Here is a 14498-nt window from a genome sequence, read left to right on the forward strand (position 1 = left end):
CGGCATGATGAGGCGGACCGTCCGCTTCCTCATCCCGTGCGGGCGGTGTTCCTGCCCAGCGCCCCCACCCGCCCGGGAGTCACGTCGTTGTCTGTCTCGCCCCAGGAATCCGCCCCGGTCGCCGTCGCCCTGGTCGGCGCCGGACCGCGCGGCACCAGCGTCCTGGAACGCCTGTGCGCCTCCGCACCCGAACTGCTGCCCCCGGGGGATCGCGCCTCACGGTCCACGTGATCGACCCGGCACCGCCGGGCGCGGGCCGGGTCTGGCGTACGGCGCAGTCGGCGGAGCTGCTGATGAACACCGTGGCGAGCCAGGTCACCCTGTTCACCGACGACAGCGTGGAGTGCTCCGGCCCGGTCCGGCCCGGCCCCAGCCTGCACGAATGGGCGGCCGGCGAACTGGACCCCGACGCCTACCCGACCCGCGCCCACTACGGCCGCTACCTGGAGTGGGTGTTCGCGAGGACGGTCGCCCTCGCCCCGGCGGCGGTCCGCGTCGAGACGCATCGCGCCCGTGCCGTGCGCCTGGCCGACGACCCCGACGGCCGTCAGACGCTCACCCTCGACGACGGCCGCGCCCTGCCCGGTCTGGCCGCGGTGGTGCTGGCCCAGGGGCACCTGCCGGCGACGGCGACCCCGCGGGAGCGCGCCGACTCGGCACACGCCGCCCGGCACGGCCTGCGCCACCTGCCGCCCGCCAACCCGGCGGACGTCGATCTCACCCCCGTCGCCCCGGGCGAGCCGGTGCTGCTGCGCGGCCTCGGCCTCACCTTCTTCGACCACCTGGCCCTGCTCACCACCGGCCGCGGCGGCCGCTTCGCCCGCACCCCCGACGGCGCGCTGCGCTACACGCCCTCGGGCCGGGAACCGCGCCTGTACGCGGGCTCCCGGCGGGGCGTCCCCTACCAGGCGCGCGGCGACAACGCCAAGGGCCCGTACGGCCGGCACACCCCGCTGCTGCTCACCGGCGAGACGATCGCGAGCCTGCGCAAACGCGCGGACTCCGGCGAGCCGCCCGACTTCCTCGCGGAGGTCTGGCCGCTGGTGGCGAAGGAGGTGGAGACGGTCTACTACACCGCTCTGACCGGCGACCCGGAAATCGCCGAGCGGCTCCTCATGGCCGACGGCCGGCCCGCGGAGAGCGCCGTACTCGACGCGGCAGGCGTCCCCGAGACGGACCGCTGGTCCTGGGAACGTCTCCAGCACCCCTACGGGGAGCGGGAGTTCACCGGTCCGGCGGACTGGCACGCCTGGCTCCTCGGGCACCTGCGCGAGGACGCGGCACAGGCCGCCCTCGGCAACGTGCGCGGCCCGCTCAAGGCGGCCCTGGACGTACTGCGCGACCTGCGCAACGAGATACGGCTGGTCGTCGACCACGGCGGTCTGACCGGCACCTCCCGGCGGGCCCACCTGGACGGCTGGTACACCCCGCTCAACGCGTTCCTGTCCATCGGCCCGCCCCGGCGCCGCGTCGAGGAGCTGACCGCGCTGCTGGCGGCGGGCGTGGTGACGGTGCTGGGCCCCGGCCTCGCGGTGGGCCGGAGGGACGGCGCGTGGGTGGCGCGCTCGCCGCGGGTGCCCGGCTCCGAGGTCCGGGTGACCACGCTGATAGAGGCCCGCCTCCCGGAGCCGGACCTGCGCCGCACCACCGACGAACTGCTGGCCGGACTGCTGCGCGAGGGCGCGTGCCGCCCGCACCGGGTGGACGGCCACGAGACCGGGGGCCTGGACGTGGCACCACGCCCGTACCGGCTGCTCGACCGTCACGGTCTGCCGCACCCGAGGCGGTTCGCCTTCGGCGTGCCCACGGAGGGCGTGCACTGGGTGACCGCGGCGGGCGCCCGGCCGGGCGTGGACTCGGTGACGCTGTCGGACGCCGACACCATCGCCCGCGCGGCCCTGCGCACGGCGACGCCGGGGCACACGGAGCAGCCGGCAGTGGAGCAACCGGATCCGGAGCAACCGGATCCAGGGCAACCGGATTCAGGGCGGCCGGTGGCGGGACGGTCACCGGACGAACAGCCGGACGCGGGGCAGCCGGTGGCGGAACCCGCGGGCGCGGGGCGGCCGGACGGGGGGCGGTCAAAAGCCGGGCAGGCGCCGGGTGGGGCGCAACCGGTCGGGGCGCAGTCGGAGGGTGGGCCGGCCGCGCCGGGTGCCGGGCGGGACACGCCGGTGGCCGCTTAATCCTTTGCGGAGTCCGCAAGCCCCCCGTGAAACTCCTGTCACACCCTCCGCGTACGCTGTATGGCTGGCGTCGGGGGCGCAACAGGACAATCACGGGGGAACCGTCGTGTGGGAAAGCATGGGGTCACTGGAGGCCGGGCCATGGATATACGCCATGGTGGCCCTCTCCGTGCTGCTTGATGTGTTCCTGCCGGTCCTGCCCAGCGGCGTACTGGTCATCACCGCGGCCACGGCAGCGGCGGCGGGCACCGGCGCGGCTCCCGGACAGGTCCCGCACGCCGTGCCCGACATCCTCGCGCTGACCCTCTGCGCCGCCACCGCGTCGGTCCTCGGCGACCTGGTCGCCTACCGGCTGGCCTGGCGCGGCGGGGCCCGCCTGGACCGTGCCATCGCCCGCTCCCGACGGATGAGCAGCGCGCAGGAACGTCTCGGCGAGGCCCTGTCCCGGGGCGGCGGCGCACTGGTCGTACTGGCCCGTTTCGCGCCCGCCGGCCGCTCGATCGTCTCCCTGGGCGCCGGCGCGACCCACCGCCGTGTCCGCGAATTCCTCCCCTGGTCCGCGCTGGCGGGCCTCAGCTGGGCGGTCTACAGCGTCGCCCTCGGCTACCTGGGCGCCCAGTGGCTGGGCGAGACCTGGCTGGCGACGGCGGTGTCGGTGGTGGCGCTGTTCGGGGCGGGCGCGGGAGCCGGGTTCCTGATGCGAAGACGCCCGGCCTGACCCCGGCGGCGGCCCCGCCGCCTCAGCCGGCGGCTTCGCGCACCGCCTGCCCCCGCACCTCCAGCCCCCCGAGCAGTGCGGCGGTAGCCTCCGCCACCGCGTCGACCGCCCGCTCGAACACCTCCCGGTTGTGCGCGGCCGGCGCCCGGAACCCGGACACCTTCCGCACGTACTGCAGCGCGGCAGCACGGATCTCGTCCTCGGTGGCCTCCTCGGCCAGCTGAGGCGGACGCAGGGTCTTGATACTCCGGCACATGGCCCCAGTCTCCCGCAGTCCCCCTGTCTCCTGCGAGGATCGTCCCGAGGCGGCCACCGCTCCCGGGGCCGACCGACGAGAGGACAGCCCGATGACGAACACCCCGGACATCCCCGAGACCCCGGACAGCGCACCCGGTTCCCGGCTCACCGTCGCCGTGCTCGGTCCCGGCGGCGTGGGCGGCCTGCTCGCGGCCCTGCTCTCCCGCGCCGGCCACCGCGTGCTGTGTCTGGCCGCCGAGCAGACCGCCGACACCCTGCGCGCCTCCGGAATCCAGGTCCGCAGCGCCCTGTTCGGCGACTTCACGGCCTCCGTGGACGCGGACACGGCCCTCCGCGAACCGGTCGACGCCTGCCTGATCACCGTCAAGGCCACCGCCCTGGACGCGGCCCTCACCCGGATCCCGCCCGCGGCCCTCGGCGACGCCCTCCTCGTACCGTTCCTGAACGGCGTGGAGCACCCCGCGCTGCTGCGCGCCCGCTACGCCCCCGACCGCGTGGCCCCCTCCGTGATCCGTGTCGAGTCCACCCGCACGGCCCCCGGTCTGATCGAACACACCAGTCCCTTCGCGGAGATCGACCTGACCGGCGCCAAGGTCCCCCGCACCCGTCTGGAGGCCCTGGCCGCGGCCCTCACCACCGCCGGTCCGGCCACCCGCGTCCTGGACGACGAGACCACGGCCCTGTGGGCGAAGATGTCCTTCCTGGCGCCCTTCGCCCTGCTCACCACCCGCTACGGCCTCCCCCTCGGCGAGGCCCGCACCCGGCACCGCGACGAACTGGCCTCGCTCGTCGCGGAGACGGCCGCGGTCAGCCGCGCCTGCGGAGCCCCTGCCGACCCGGCCCAGGCCCTGGCCCGCTACGACGCCTTCCCGCCCGCGGCCAAGTCCTCGATGCAACGCGACGCGGAGGCCGGCCGCCCACTCGAACTCGACGCGATCGGGGGCGCGTTGCTGCGCGCGGCGGACCGCCACGGGGTGCCGGTGCCGGTGACGGCACGGATCGTGCGGGAGCTGCGCGAAGCCGGACGCTAGGGGGTGCTGCGAAAGTCCCGTCGTTCGCCCGGAGGGCGGGCCGTGCGGTGTCAGGTGCGTGCTCCCGGCATGCCGGGCGGAAGTCCTCGTACGGGATGTACTTGGGCTTTCGACCGGTGCGGCGAGCGTGCGTGCACGGCGTCGCACGGCAGACGGGACTTTCGCAACACGCCCCAGGGCCTGTCCCGTACCGGAGTCCGGGCGGCGGCGATGAAGGAGGCCATCTTCTCGCGGCTCTTGACCCCGGGCGCGGTCTCGACGCTGCTGGAGACGTCGACGCCGTAGGGGCCGAAGGCCTCGACGACACCGGCCACGTTGTGTTCGTCGAGGCCGCCGGCGATGACGACCCTGCCGGGCACGTCCGCGACCCAGGCGGGGATGTCGGCGAACACGCCGCTGCCCGCGCTGGCGTCGTAGAAGAAGTACTGCAGGGCCTCCGGCCGCTCGGGCGGGGTGCCGGAGGCGAGGGCGAGGTTCGGGACGGCGGCGGTCTCGTAGATCTGGACGGTGTCGACGTACTCGGCGACCTCGGCCGTCTCGGCGTACGTCAGCGCCACGGCGAAGACCGGGATCCGCCCGCGCGCGTATCCGGCGAGTGCCACGGCCCGCTCGGGCGGGCAGTACCGCTTGCTCCTCGGCGTCACGACGATCCCGACCGCGTCGTACCCCAGCTCCACGGCCCAGTCGATCTGCCGCTCCTGGGTGAGCCCGCACACCTTCACGAACACCGGCCGCAGCCCGCTCATCCCGCCCGCTCCATCCTCCCGCCCGGCGGGAACGCCCTCACACCGCCCACCCTCTCATCCCGGGCCGGGGTCCACTGTCAGTGGCCGCTGGCACCATCGCCCGCATGACGGACACGAGCGAGGACTGGCGGGCGCTGCTGACGCGGTGGAGCCAGGAGTGGGCGGACGCGCAGGACGCGGTGGCACCGGAGGGTGCGCGGCCGGCGCGGGACGAGGAGGCGTTACGGACTCGGTGGCTGGGCTTCCCGCCCGCGGCCGAGGAGCGGATACGGGTGCTGGAGGAGCGGCTCGGGCGGCGGCTGCCGCCGTCGTACCGGACGTTCCTCGCGGTGAGCGACGGCTGGCGGTACGCGGGCGATTTCGTCTGGCTGCTGGCCGGCACCGACCAGGCCCGGTGGCACGAGGACTCGTCGGGGTTGTCCGAGTTCTTCCCCGGGGAGCTCGACGCGGACTCCAGACCCGAGGACGTGCTGCTGGCCGGGATGTGGGGACGGGCGCTGCAGGTGGACGTGGAGTCGGACGCCACCTACGTCCTGCTGGACCCGGGCGACACGGACGCCTCCGGCGAGTGGGCGGTGTACACCTGGGCGCCCTGGTACGGGGACCAGCCCACGCGGTACGGCTCGTTCGGCGCGTTCATGGCGGCGATGTACCGGCAGTTCCACAGTCTCGCGGCGGGCCGCTCCGAGCGGACGGGGACGGAGTTCGTCAACGCCACCACCCGGGCCCAGGACGCGGCCGTCGAGGCCGCGCGGCTGGATGCGCTGGACGGGCGGTACGAACAGGCCGAGACCGCGCTGGCGGAGGCGCTGTCGTACGGCAGGCCGCGGGCGGCGGGGCTGCGCGACCAGATCCGCCGACTGCTCGGCCGGACGTACATGGTCTATTTCCACGGCCTGGCGGACGACCCGGTGTACACCCGGGAGATCGTGCCCGTGCTGCTGGGCGAGCATGTGCGGACGCGCCGGGACCGGGCGCCGGGGGCGCACGATCTGCCAGGCGCCTCCGACGCGGTGCGGGAGGCGGCGGACGACGTGCTGCGGCAGATCCGGGAAGGAACCTTCCGCTACACCGCCGAGGGTCCTTTCGGCCGTGCCGTGGAAGAGGCGCGTGAACAGGCGCGGTGGGGCGACACGGACGCGGCCTGGCACACCCTGCGGGCCGCGCTGCCCGAGTGGCGTCCGCTCAGTACCGACCATCTCGCCCCCGTCGGCCTGTGCGCCGACCCGCTCCTCGGCCCGCTGATCACCCCGGAGCGCGGTCGGGAACTGCTGGCGACCCCCCGGGCGGGCCGGCCGGGCGGCACGCCGCCGCCCGGCGCCGACCTGGATCCGCCGGGCCTGGCCTGGCTGGCGGACGGAGACCCGCAGAACGTGCTGACGTCGTACCGCTTCCTTCTCGTGGAGGGGGTGGCACCGGCCGGTCTGCCGGCGCTGCTCGGCGCCGACGAGGCCACCGTCCTCAACGCCCCGTCGACGCCTCGGGAGGCGCGGAGGCACCTTGAACGCGGCGCGGACGATCACCCCTGGGCGGACCGTGCGGTGATGTCCGTGGGCCGGGCGGGCCCCGGCTGGAGTTTCGCCTTCGCACCGAGCCCGGGCGGACGGTTCGACGAACGGCGCTTCGTCTCCCCTGGCCTGGCCGCCTCCGCGGGCACCCGCGTGGTCACGGTGTGGAGCGAGTCCCGCAACGGCCGTCCGGGCGTCTTCCACCTTTCCGTCGCGGAGCACGGCGAGGAACGCTACGGCTGTACCTTCCGCGACACCGCGACCGACATCCGGGGTCCCGTACCGGAGGCGTTCCTCTCCTCCGCGGACGCGTCGGCCGAGGACCGCTCGCGCCGTGCCCTTGCGGCCCTCGCGTCCGAACTCGGCGTCGGCCTGCCGCGGTTGGCCCTCACCAAGGGCCGCCTGCACACCTTCCGCACCCGCCCGTGGAACCGCCCTCCGGCGCCGGGCGAGGGTTACGTGACCATCCGGATGGGACCGGTACGGCCGTAGCGGGGCGGTCCGCACCCCACCCCCGCTCGAACACATGAACCCCACGAACCGACTCGCCACCTAAAATCGAACAGGCGTACCATTGCGGACGTGGCTGCCACCTATGACTTCCCGAGTGACCTCCTCGCCGGTCAAGAGGAGCTGCATCAGGTCCGGGCCGAGCTGTCGGCCCTCCTGAAGCGGCTCCCCTGGTCGGTCGTGCCGCTGGAGGGGTTCAGCGACGGCGGCGGCTGGCGCAAGGTGGAGCGCCCCGCCTCCCCGGGCTGGACCGAGGACGAACAGGCCGAGGTGGAGAAGCTGCGCCGCCGCGAACACGAACTCGCGGTCTTCGTCAGCGGCCATCGCTTCTGGGCGGAGGTCACGGCGCCGGACCGGGTGGCCGCCCGAAGCCGCCTCAAGCACGCGCGCGAGGAGGACTGAGAACGGAAAGAGGACCCCGGCCGATCCGGCCGGGGTCCTCCCACACGTGGGCGCGGACGGTTTCGAACCGCCGACATCCTGCTTGTAAGGCAGGCGCTCTACCCCTGAGCTACGCACCCTGAACGAGTCGACAGCCTACATTGCCCGAGGCAGTGTCCCGCAAACCCGTATCCGGTGCGACCGCCCGGTGAATGCCGCGGACCGATCCCGGGAACCGCGAACTGACCGGCTCGTGTGTTCGTCTTTCACGAGTGGGAGAATTGCAGCAGCCGCCAGGACACAGGGCGCACCGTGGCACGGGAGAGGGAGAAGTGACGGGGACATCGGCGACTTCGGCGGTATCCGAGCAGTCGTACCCGACTCCCGCACGGGCCCGGCGCACGCCGCTCCGGGATGTTCTGGGGCTGATGAGCCTGCCGTTGCTCGCCGTGCTCGTGGTGCCGGAGGCGTTCGCCGGGGGTGGGACGCGGCGGTGGTTCGGGGGGCGGGCGGACGCCCAGCGGGCCGAGGCGCAGGCGGCCAAGGACGCCGCGGCGGGCGCCTTCTACGAGCTGGACACCGCCCAGCGGGATCTGCGGATCTCCATAGAGACCATCTCCGCCGTCGACGACACTCCGGCCGCCCGTCGTGCCGTCTCCGACTTCGAGGCGCTCGGGCGGCGGATCGACGAGGTCAGCAACCGCTACATCCAGGCCATCGACGCCTACGACCTGGAGCGGGACGACCTCGAGGCCGCCACGGCGTCGCGGGCGCGGGGGGAGATCTCCGGGGCCAGGGACGAGCTGGTCCGGGTCAAGGGGGAGCTGGACCGGTTCGGGGACTCGCTCGGGCCGCTGCTCGGCAAGGCCGAGACGCAGCTGGCGCGGCTGGCGCCGGCCGTGGAACGGGCCCGGCAGGCGTTGCTGGCGGCCAGCAACGCGCTGGACGCCGTGCGCGGGACCCGGATCAGGGCCGATGAGCTGGCGGCCCGGCTGGCCGCGCTCTCGCCGGAGCTGACGAAGCTCAACCAGGGCGCGGGGCAGCATGGTGTGCAGGCCACCCTGGAGCGGGCCGGGCGGGTGCAGCGGGAGGCCGAGGCCATCCGGGTCGAGGCGGAGCGGCTGCCGGAGAAGGCCGCCGAGATCGATCACCGGCTGGTGAGTCTGCGTACCCGCGCCCAGGCGCTGACGACCCGGGCCGGCCAGGTGGATCCGGTACTGAGCGAGCTGCGGCGGCGGTTCTCGGCGGCCTGCTGGCAGGATCTGCAGCAGGTGCCCCGGCAGGCCGGGGAGAACGTCCGGCAGGCCGAGCAGAAGCTGAAGGAGGCGCAGGCCGCGCGGGACGCGCAGAGGTGGGCGGACGCCACCTCGCTGCTGTCGACCGTGCGGGCCCTGCTGAACGGCACCGACGAGGCGGTGTCGGCGGCCGGTGACCGGCTGGCCCGGCTGAACGCCGTGCAGAAGGACCCGCAGGCGGAGATCGACCGGACCCGGTTCGCGATCCGGGACGCGCAGCGACTGGCGATGTCCGGGCGCAACAGTCCCGACCCGCGGCACGCGCGGCCCCTGGACGACGCGGTGGCCCGGCTGGAGCGGGCGATCGGGGCGCTGGCGGGACGCCATCCCGACTACTGGCACTTCCTGACGGAGACGGAAGCGGTACGGCAGAGCGTGGCGCGGGTCGTCGGGCAGATCCGGGAGGACCGGGGCACCGGGCATCCGTGAGCCGTTGCCGACCGGTCGGTGCGGGCGGATATTGGGTAGGCGACCCGTATTCGAGATCAGGAGGCGGACATGGCCTCACACCCAGCGCATCCGGAGACGCGTCGGCGGCAGATCCTGTTCGACGAGGCGATGCCCGTCGACCACCGCCTGAACATGGTCTACCGGATCGGGGCGGGCCTGATGGGCCTGTTCCTGCTGGCCTTCGGCATCCTCGGGCTCACCGACAACATCGGGTTCTTCGACACCGGCGGCAACACGGCGATCGGTCTGAACACCAACGGCACGCTGAGCGTGCTGTCGGTCTGTGTCGGGCTGCTGCTGTTCGCCGGGATGGTGATCGGCGGGAACTTCGCGTCCACCCTGAACATGGTGCTCGGGGTGCTGTTCATCCTGAACGGCTTCCTGTTCCTGGCCCTGCTCGAGACGGACTCGAACTTCCTGGCCTTCAGGATCCAGAACGTGCTGTTCAGTTTCGTGGTGGGCATCGTGCTGATGGTGTTCGGGATGTACGGCAGGGTCAGTACGAACCTGCCGCACGACAACCCCTACTGGCGGGCCCGCCACCCCGAGGCGGAGCAGCGGGCCCTCACCGCGCGTGATCAGGTGCGGTAGGCGTAGTAGTACGCGTTCGGGTACGAGGCGACGAGGCTCGCCACCGACCTGCGCAGGGTGTTGTTCGAGTGGTACGTGACGTACGGGACGCCGTTGCTCTTGTACGTCACGATCATCGTGTGGTCCTTCGAACCGTCGCGGTCGAAGTCCATCTGGATGACGTCGCCGACTTCCGCCTGGTAGACGTTGGCGAGCGGCTGGGTCCGCTTGGAGTTCTGGGCGAACCAGGACCACTCGTTGACGCCGACGAACGAGTCGGACTGGATGTCGGCGGTGCCGAACCACTTCGTGTAGTCGTAGACGTAGCCCGGGACGTGCTTCCAGCCGCCGGCCTTCAGGGACTGACTGACGAAGTTCGTGCAGTCGCCGCCGTCCGCGTGGCCGTTGAAGTCCGGGTAGTCCTTGTTGTAGACGTTCCAGTACTTCTCGGCGTAGGCCGCCATGGCCTTGTAGTCGTACGTGGTGCTGGTCTTCGGGACGGCCACCGGGTTGCGGGTGGTGGCCGCGCGCGGGGCGTTCGGCATGGTGTCGCCGTCGTCGGCGGGCGCGGGCGCCTTGACCGAGGGCTTGGACAGGGTGTTGACGGCGAGGCCGCCGTCGTCCGTGTCCTTGATGGTGGTGAGCTGCCAGGTGCCCTGCCGGTCCGCCTTGAAGGTCAGCTCGTGGTGGGACTGGAAGCCGGTGGTCTTCGGCGCGTTGCCGGCGGCCTTCGCGTAGGTCAGCGTCGTGGTCTCGGTGACGTCGGCCTTCGCGGTACGGCCGGTGACCCGGGTCGCGTCGAGCGTGACCCGGGTGTTGCCGGCGCTGTACGTCTCGCCCAGCTTGGCGAGGCTGTTCTGGCGGCCGCGCAGCTGGGTCAGCGCGGAGTTCTCGTCACGCGACTGGGTGCTGGACATGCGGACGTCGCCGGAGAAGCGGGACGTGCTCTGCTTCGTGGTGGCCCCGTGCACGAGGGCCTGGGTGCGGTCGGTGAAGACCGCGTCGGCCAGCTTCTGGAAGGTCGCCTTGGTCGCGGCGTCCACGGTCGGATCGTCGACGACGGCCGCGCCCGCGCTCCAGTTGGGCACGAGGGCGACGCCGGCGACGACCGAGGCCGCCGCCGCCGTGACTATGGCCGTACGGCTGCGCTTACGGCTCAGTTTTCTGGATTTCAATGGTGTTTCCCCTCTACGCCGGTACACCTACCGGGCGACGGCATCTTCGCACGGCGTGTGTGGCTGCTGTGAAGGGGGTTGCAGAACTGGAATCAGCCGTCAGCGAGCCTCACTTGACGATGGCCGACCAGTCGGCCGGGGCCTGCGCCGGGTCCAGGGAGCGCAGCCGGGCCAGGGTCTGCGGGTCCTGGGCGTCCATCCAGTCGGAGAGTTCCTTGAAGGAGACGCATTTGACGCCCTTCTTGGTGCAGATCTTCGGGATGATCTGGTCGATGGCCTTCATGTAGATGCTGCCGTTCCAGTCCTCGAAGTGGTTGCCGATGAACAGCGGGGCCCGACTGCCGTAGTAGACGCGGTTGAAGCCGTTCATGTAGGAGTCGACGGTCTGCTGTTCCCAGGTGGCGTACTGGGACGGGGCGCCGTCGACCTCTCCGTTGGACTGGTTGTAGAGGAAGTTGAAGTCCATCGACAGGGCCTGGATGTTGTTGCCGTAGGGCAGCAGTTCCAGCGGGAAGTTCCAGAGGCCGTCCTTCTTGGACGGCCATATCTGGTAGTCACCGGGGGAGCTGGCGTCGTACCTCCAGTTGTAGCCGTACTTCTGCAGGGCCTTGAGCAGGTTGGGCTGGCCCTCCAGGCAGGGGGCGCGGCCGCCGACGACCTCCTGCTTGAAGTCGAAGGGCAGGGCGGGGATGTCCTTGAAGCCGGTGTTGGTCTTCCAGTTCTCCACGAAGTCGTAGAACTGGTCGATCTCGCTCTTCCACTGGGCGACGCTCCACTCGCCGCCGCCCTTCTTCTCGCAGAAGTGGCCGTTGAAGTGGGTGCCGATCTCGTTGCCCTGGTCGTAGGCCTCGCGCAGCTGCTCCAGCGTGGTGCGGATGTGGGCGTCGGTGGCGTAGTCGATCGCGGCGTCGCCCGGGGAGTGCATGGGCCCGGTGTAGAGCGTCTTCTTGCTCTTGGGCAGCAGGTAGATGCCGGTGAGGAAGAAGGTCATGTGGGCGTTGTACTCCTTGGCCATCTCCCGGTAGTGCGAGAAGAGATGGTCGTCGCCCTCCAGGGCGCCGTCCCAGGAGAAGACCACGAACTGGGGCGGTTTCTCACCGGGCTTGAGCTTCTCCGGCTTCAACTGGCCCTTCTGCGGACCGGTGTACGACGTGGAGCCGTCCCCGAGGACCTTGGTCCTGCCGTCCCACTTCGGGCTCGCCGACGCCGACGGGGCGGCATTCTTGCTGCCGGCCGCGGTCGGCGCGGTGTCGTCCTGTCTGGAGAGCACCAGATAGCCCGCGACGAGGGAGGTCACGACGAGGAAGGCGGCCAGGGTCAGGAACTCCGGGCGGGCTGGACGGCGGTCGCGGGTGGGTGCCTTGCGACGGTGGCCGCCGGTTGTCGACTTCGTGCGGGGCTTCATGCGGGGCTCATTCTGCGGGTGGAGTGGGGAGCTGTCGGCTTCGGTGGTCAGTCAAGGCCCATGGCCTTGGCCCAGACCGCGTAGGGGACGCTGTCCTCGCCACTGCCGGCGAGTCCCTTCAGCGGGAGCGGCTCCAGGGATGTGTTCAGGTCGATGCGGTAGACGACGACGGACGTGGTCACGGAGTCCGCCGTGCCGGTGTACCAGGAGGCGGTGTCCTTTCCGGAGGCGTTGGTGCTGCCCGCCTTGCCCGCCACCGAGCTGCCGGCCGTGGCGCCCGGATGGGCGAGGCGGAACGAATCGGTGAGCGCCTGCTCGACGTCCTGGGCGACGTCGTCGCGGACGGCGCGGGTCGGCTTCGGGGTGTCGAGGGCGACCCGGCGGCCGTTGCGGGTGATCTTGGCGACCGAGTACGGCTCGGTGTGGGTGCCGCCGGCCGCGAAGGTCGCGTAGCCGCTAGCCATGCGGATCGCGCTGGGGGTGGAACTGCCCATGGACAGTGCCGGCACCTGCGCCCCGATGCTGTCGGAGAGCAGCCCGGAGGCGACCGCGGTGGACCGCACCCGGTCGAGCCCGGTGTCCATGCCGAGTTGCATGAACGGCGTGTTCACGGACCGGGTGAGGGCCTGGGCCAGGCTGATCTGCCCGTAGGACGTGCCGTCGTCGTTGTTCGCGAAGACCTTCTTGCCGCTGCGGTCCCAGTACGGCCCGTCCGGTGTCGTCACCGGGATCTTGTCGTCGCCGTCGTAGAGCGTCTCCGGGGTGACCGGGGTGGCGGTCCCGCCGCGTTCCTTGTGGACGCCGTTCTGGAGGGCGGCGGCATAGACGAAGGGCAGGAAGGAGCTGCCGGCCGGGACGGTGGTCGAGTTGGACTCGTTGAAGCCCTGTCTGCGGTGGTCGGGTCCGCCGTACACGGCGACGATCCGCCCGTCGGTGGCGACCGAGGCGGCGCCGTAGTGCGCGGCCTCGGCGAGCTTCGGATCGCTCTCCTTGGCCTCCTTGCGGGCCTGGGTGACCGCCTTGGTGAGGATGTCCTCCTTCTTGCGGTCGAACGTCGTGTAGATCTGGTATCCGCCGAGGTCGAACTGTTTGTCCGAGATGTGGGCGGACTTCTTGGCGTACTGCTGGGCCAGTTCCACCAGGTAGTCGCTCTGACTGCCGGTGTCGTAGACCTTGTTGTTCTTGATCGGCTCCGGGAAGGTCCTGTACTTGGCCCGCTCGGCGGGCGACAGCTTGCCGATCTTGACCATCCGGTCCAGGATCCAGGACCAGCGTTCCACCGCCCGCTTGTGGTTGGCCTTGCTCAGCGTCGGGTCGTAGAGCCCGGCGCCCTTGAGCAGCGAGGCGAGCATGGCGGCCTGGCTGGCGTTCAGCTGGCTGACGTCCTTGCCGTAGTAGGCCTGGGCGGCTCGCTGGATGCCGTAGGTCCCCCGGCCGAACCAGCTGGTGTTGAGGTAGCCCTCCAGGATCTGGTCCTTGCTCATCCTGTTGTCGAGCTTGAGGGAGATCATCGCCTCGGTGAATTTACGGCTCACCGTCTGGTTCTGTGTCAGATAGACGTTTTTCACATATTGCTGAGTAATGGTCGATCCGCCTTCGGTGTCTCCTTCACCGATCGTGCGGTACAGGGCGCGGGTGATGCCCTTGACCGAAATGCCGGGGTCCGAGTAGAAACTCTCGTTCTCCGCCGCGAGAACCGCCCAGCGCACGTCCACGGGTATGTCCTTGAGCGGCATGTCCTGCCGCTGCACCCAGCCGGTCCGGGCCATCGGGGTGCCGTCGGACCAGAAGTAGACGTTGTCCTGCTGGGTGGCGTACGTGTTGAGGTTGGACGGTATGTCCGTGGCCGCGTAGGCGACGACGAGGAACAGCCCGGTCAGGCCGATGCCGCCGAGGACGCCGCCCAGCCACTGCCGCCAGGACGGCATCCAGCGCCGCCAGCCGGTCCGGCCCGGCCGCGGGTACATCGGCCGCAGCTTCCGCGCGTACGGGGCCAGCGGCGCGAGTCGGGGCCCCACGAGGGCCCGGAATCCCGCCACCGCCGCCAGCGCCCGCTCACGCGGCGACAGGCGGGCGCTACGGCGCCGCTCGGCACGGCCGCCCGGGGCCGCCGACTCCGGCTCCGGCTGCCGCTGTTCGGGCACCCGGATCTGCATCGTGGCCTCCGCCCGCAGGGCGTCCACCTTCAGATGCAGGGTCTCGTCGTGCCGTGGCGGATCCGGCTCGCCGCCCCGCTCGCCCTTGGCCGTCTTCGCCGCTCTCCCC

General features: G+C 71.8%; 11 protein-coding genes, 1 tRNA gene and 1 pseudogene. 7 read left to right on the plus strand and 6 right to left on the minus strand.

Going from position 1 to position 14498, the window contains the following annotated elements; translation table 11 throughout:
* Nucleotides 1-87: 87 nt before the first annotated feature.
* Both ACZ4O3_RS20785 and ACZ4O3_RS20790 read left to right on the plus strand, forming a co-directional pair.
* A pseudogene (locus tag ACZ4O3_RS20785) lies at nucleotides 88-1946 on the plus strand (FAD/NAD(P)-binding protein); the annotation flags it as partial.
* Nucleotides 1947-2292: 346 nt separating this feature from the next.
* Nucleotides 2293-2904, plus strand: a complete 612-nt coding sequence (locus ACZ4O3_RS20790; RefSeq protein WP_467723493.1) for a DedA family protein — start codon at nucleotides 2293-2295, stop codon at nucleotides 2902-2904.
* Nucleotides 2905-2926: 22 nt separating this feature from the next.
* Here the strand turns inward: ACZ4O3_RS20790 and ACZ4O3_RS20795 are convergent, their stop codons facing one another.
* Nucleotides 2927-3160, minus strand: coding sequence for a DUF2277 domain-containing protein (locus tag ACZ4O3_RS20795; protein ID WP_360486953.1), 234 nt, complete (start codon nucleotides 3158-3160; stop codon nucleotides 2927-2929).
* A gap of 91 nt (nucleotides 3161-3251) precedes the next feature.
* Between ACZ4O3_RS20795 and ACZ4O3_RS20800 the strand changes: the two genes are divergently transcribed.
* Entirely contained in the window at nucleotides 3252-4193 is a 942-nt protein-coding gene (locus ACZ4O3_RS20800; RefSeq protein ID WP_467723494.1) for a ketopantoate reductase family protein, read from the plus strand.
* A gap of 50 nt (nucleotides 4194-4243) precedes the next feature.
* On the opposite strand, the gene trpF is transcribed toward ACZ4O3_RS20800, so the two are convergent.
* The gene (trpF, locus tag ACZ4O3_RS20805) at nucleotides 4244-4939 is read right to left on the minus strand and encodes a phosphoribosylanthranilate isomerase (protein ID WP_467723495.1); all 696 of its coding nucleotides are present in this window, start codon (nucleotides 4937-4939) and stop codon (nucleotides 4244-4246) included.
* Between the two features lie 104 nt (nucleotides 4940-5043).
* Between trpF and ACZ4O3_RS20810 the strand changes: the two genes are divergently transcribed.
* Together ACZ4O3_RS20810 and ACZ4O3_RS20815 are read left to right on the plus strand one after the other, a co-directional pair.
* Nucleotides 5044-6939, plus strand: coding sequence for an SMI1/KNR4 family protein (locus ACZ4O3_RS20810; RefSeq protein WP_467723497.1), 1896 nt, complete (start codon nucleotides 5044-5046; stop codon nucleotides 6937-6939).
* Between the two features lie 90 nt (nucleotides 6940-7029).
* A complete protein-coding gene (locus ACZ4O3_RS20815) occupies nucleotides 7030-7359 on the plus strand; it encodes a hypothetical protein (protein ID WP_362713204.1) in 330 nt (109 codons plus the stop codon).
* Nucleotides 7360-7406: 47 nt separating this feature from the next.
* Here ACZ4O3_RS20815 and ACZ4O3_RS20820 read toward each other — a convergent pair.
* Nucleotides 7407-7478 (minus strand) — tRNA-Val (locus ACZ4O3_RS20820).
* Nucleotides 7479-7766: 288 nt separating this feature from the next.
* On the opposite strand from ACZ4O3_RS20820, the gene ACZ4O3_RS20825 reads away from it, so the two are divergent.
* Both ACZ4O3_RS20825 and ACZ4O3_RS20830 read left to right on the plus strand, forming a co-directional pair.
* Nucleotides 7767-9062 carry a hypothetical protein gene (locus tag ACZ4O3_RS20825; protein ID WP_467723498.1) on the plus strand — a complete coding sequence of 432 codons (1296 nt, stop codon included), beginning with the start codon at nucleotides 7767-7769 and terminating at the stop codon, nucleotides 9060-9062.
* 69 nt (nucleotides 9063-9131) lie between these two features.
* Nucleotides 9132-9674, plus strand: coding sequence for a DUF4383 domain-containing protein (locus tag ACZ4O3_RS20830; protein WP_467723499.1), 543 nt, complete (start codon nucleotides 9132-9134; stop codon nucleotides 9672-9674).
* On the opposite strand, the gene ACZ4O3_RS20835 is transcribed toward ACZ4O3_RS20830, so the two are convergent.
* The 3 genes from ACZ4O3_RS20835 to ACZ4O3_RS20845 form a co-directional block, all read right to left on the minus strand.
* Nucleotides 9662-10828, minus strand: coding sequence for an amidase domain-containing protein (locus tag ACZ4O3_RS20835; RefSeq protein WP_467723501.1), 1167 nt, complete (start codon nucleotides 10826-10828; stop codon nucleotides 9662-9664). The two genes, ACZ4O3_RS20830 and ACZ4O3_RS20835, sit on opposite strands and share 13 nt — an antisense overlap.
* Before the next feature lie 109 nt (nucleotides 10829-10937).
* Nucleotides 10938-12233 carry a polysaccharide deacetylase family protein gene (locus ACZ4O3_RS20840; RefSeq protein ID WP_362713199.1) on the minus strand — a complete coding sequence of 432 codons (1296 nt, stop codon included), beginning with the start codon at nucleotides 12231-12233 and terminating at the stop codon, nucleotides 10938-10940.
* Nucleotides 12234-12280: 47 nt separating this feature from the next.
* On the minus strand, nucleotides 12281-14389 hold the full coding sequence (locus ACZ4O3_RS20845; protein WP_467723661.1) for a transglycosylase domain-containing protein: 2109 nt from the start codon (nucleotides 14387-14389) through the stop codon (nucleotides 12281-12283).
* Between the last annotated feature and the right edge of the window lie 109 nt (nucleotides 14390-14498).

The sequence above is a fragment of the Streptomyces sp. NPDC026515 genome, from assembly GCF_055567595.1.

Bases quoted from the DNA above. Each gene is read 5' to 3' on its own strand.
- ACZ4O3_RS20810 (WP_467723497.1), top strand. From the start codon at position 5,044: ATGACGGACACGAGCGAGGACTGGCGGGCGCTGCTGACGCGGTGGAGC.
- ACZ4O3_RS20800 (WP_467723494.1), top strand. From the start codon at position 3,252: ATGACGAACACCCCGGACATCCCCGAGACCCCGGACAGCGCACCCGGT.
- ACZ4O3_RS20840 (WP_362713199.1), bottom strand. From the start codon at position 12,233: ATGAAGCCCCGCACGAAGTCGACAACCGGCGGCCACCGTCGCAAGGCA.
- ACZ4O3_RS20825 (WP_467723498.1), top strand. From the start codon at position 7,767: ATGAGCCTGCCGTTGCTCGCCGTGCTCGTGGTGCCGGAGGCGTTCGCC.
- trpF (WP_467723495.1), bottom strand. From the start codon at position 4,939: ATGAGCGGGCTGCGGCCGGTGTTCGTGAAGGTGTGCGGGCTCACCCAG.
- ACZ4O3_RS20845 (WP_467723661.1), bottom strand. From the start codon at position 14,389: ATGCAGATCCGGGTGCCCGAACAGCGGCAGCCGGAGCCGGAGTCGGCG.
- ACZ4O3_RS20830 (WP_467723499.1), top strand. From the start codon at position 9,132: ATGGCCTCACACCCAGCGCATCCGGAGACGCGTCGGCGGCAGATCCTG.
- ACZ4O3_RS20795 (WP_360486953.1), bottom strand. From the start codon at position 3,160: ATGTGCCGGAGTATCAAGACCCTGCGTCCGCCTCAGCTGGCCGAGGAG.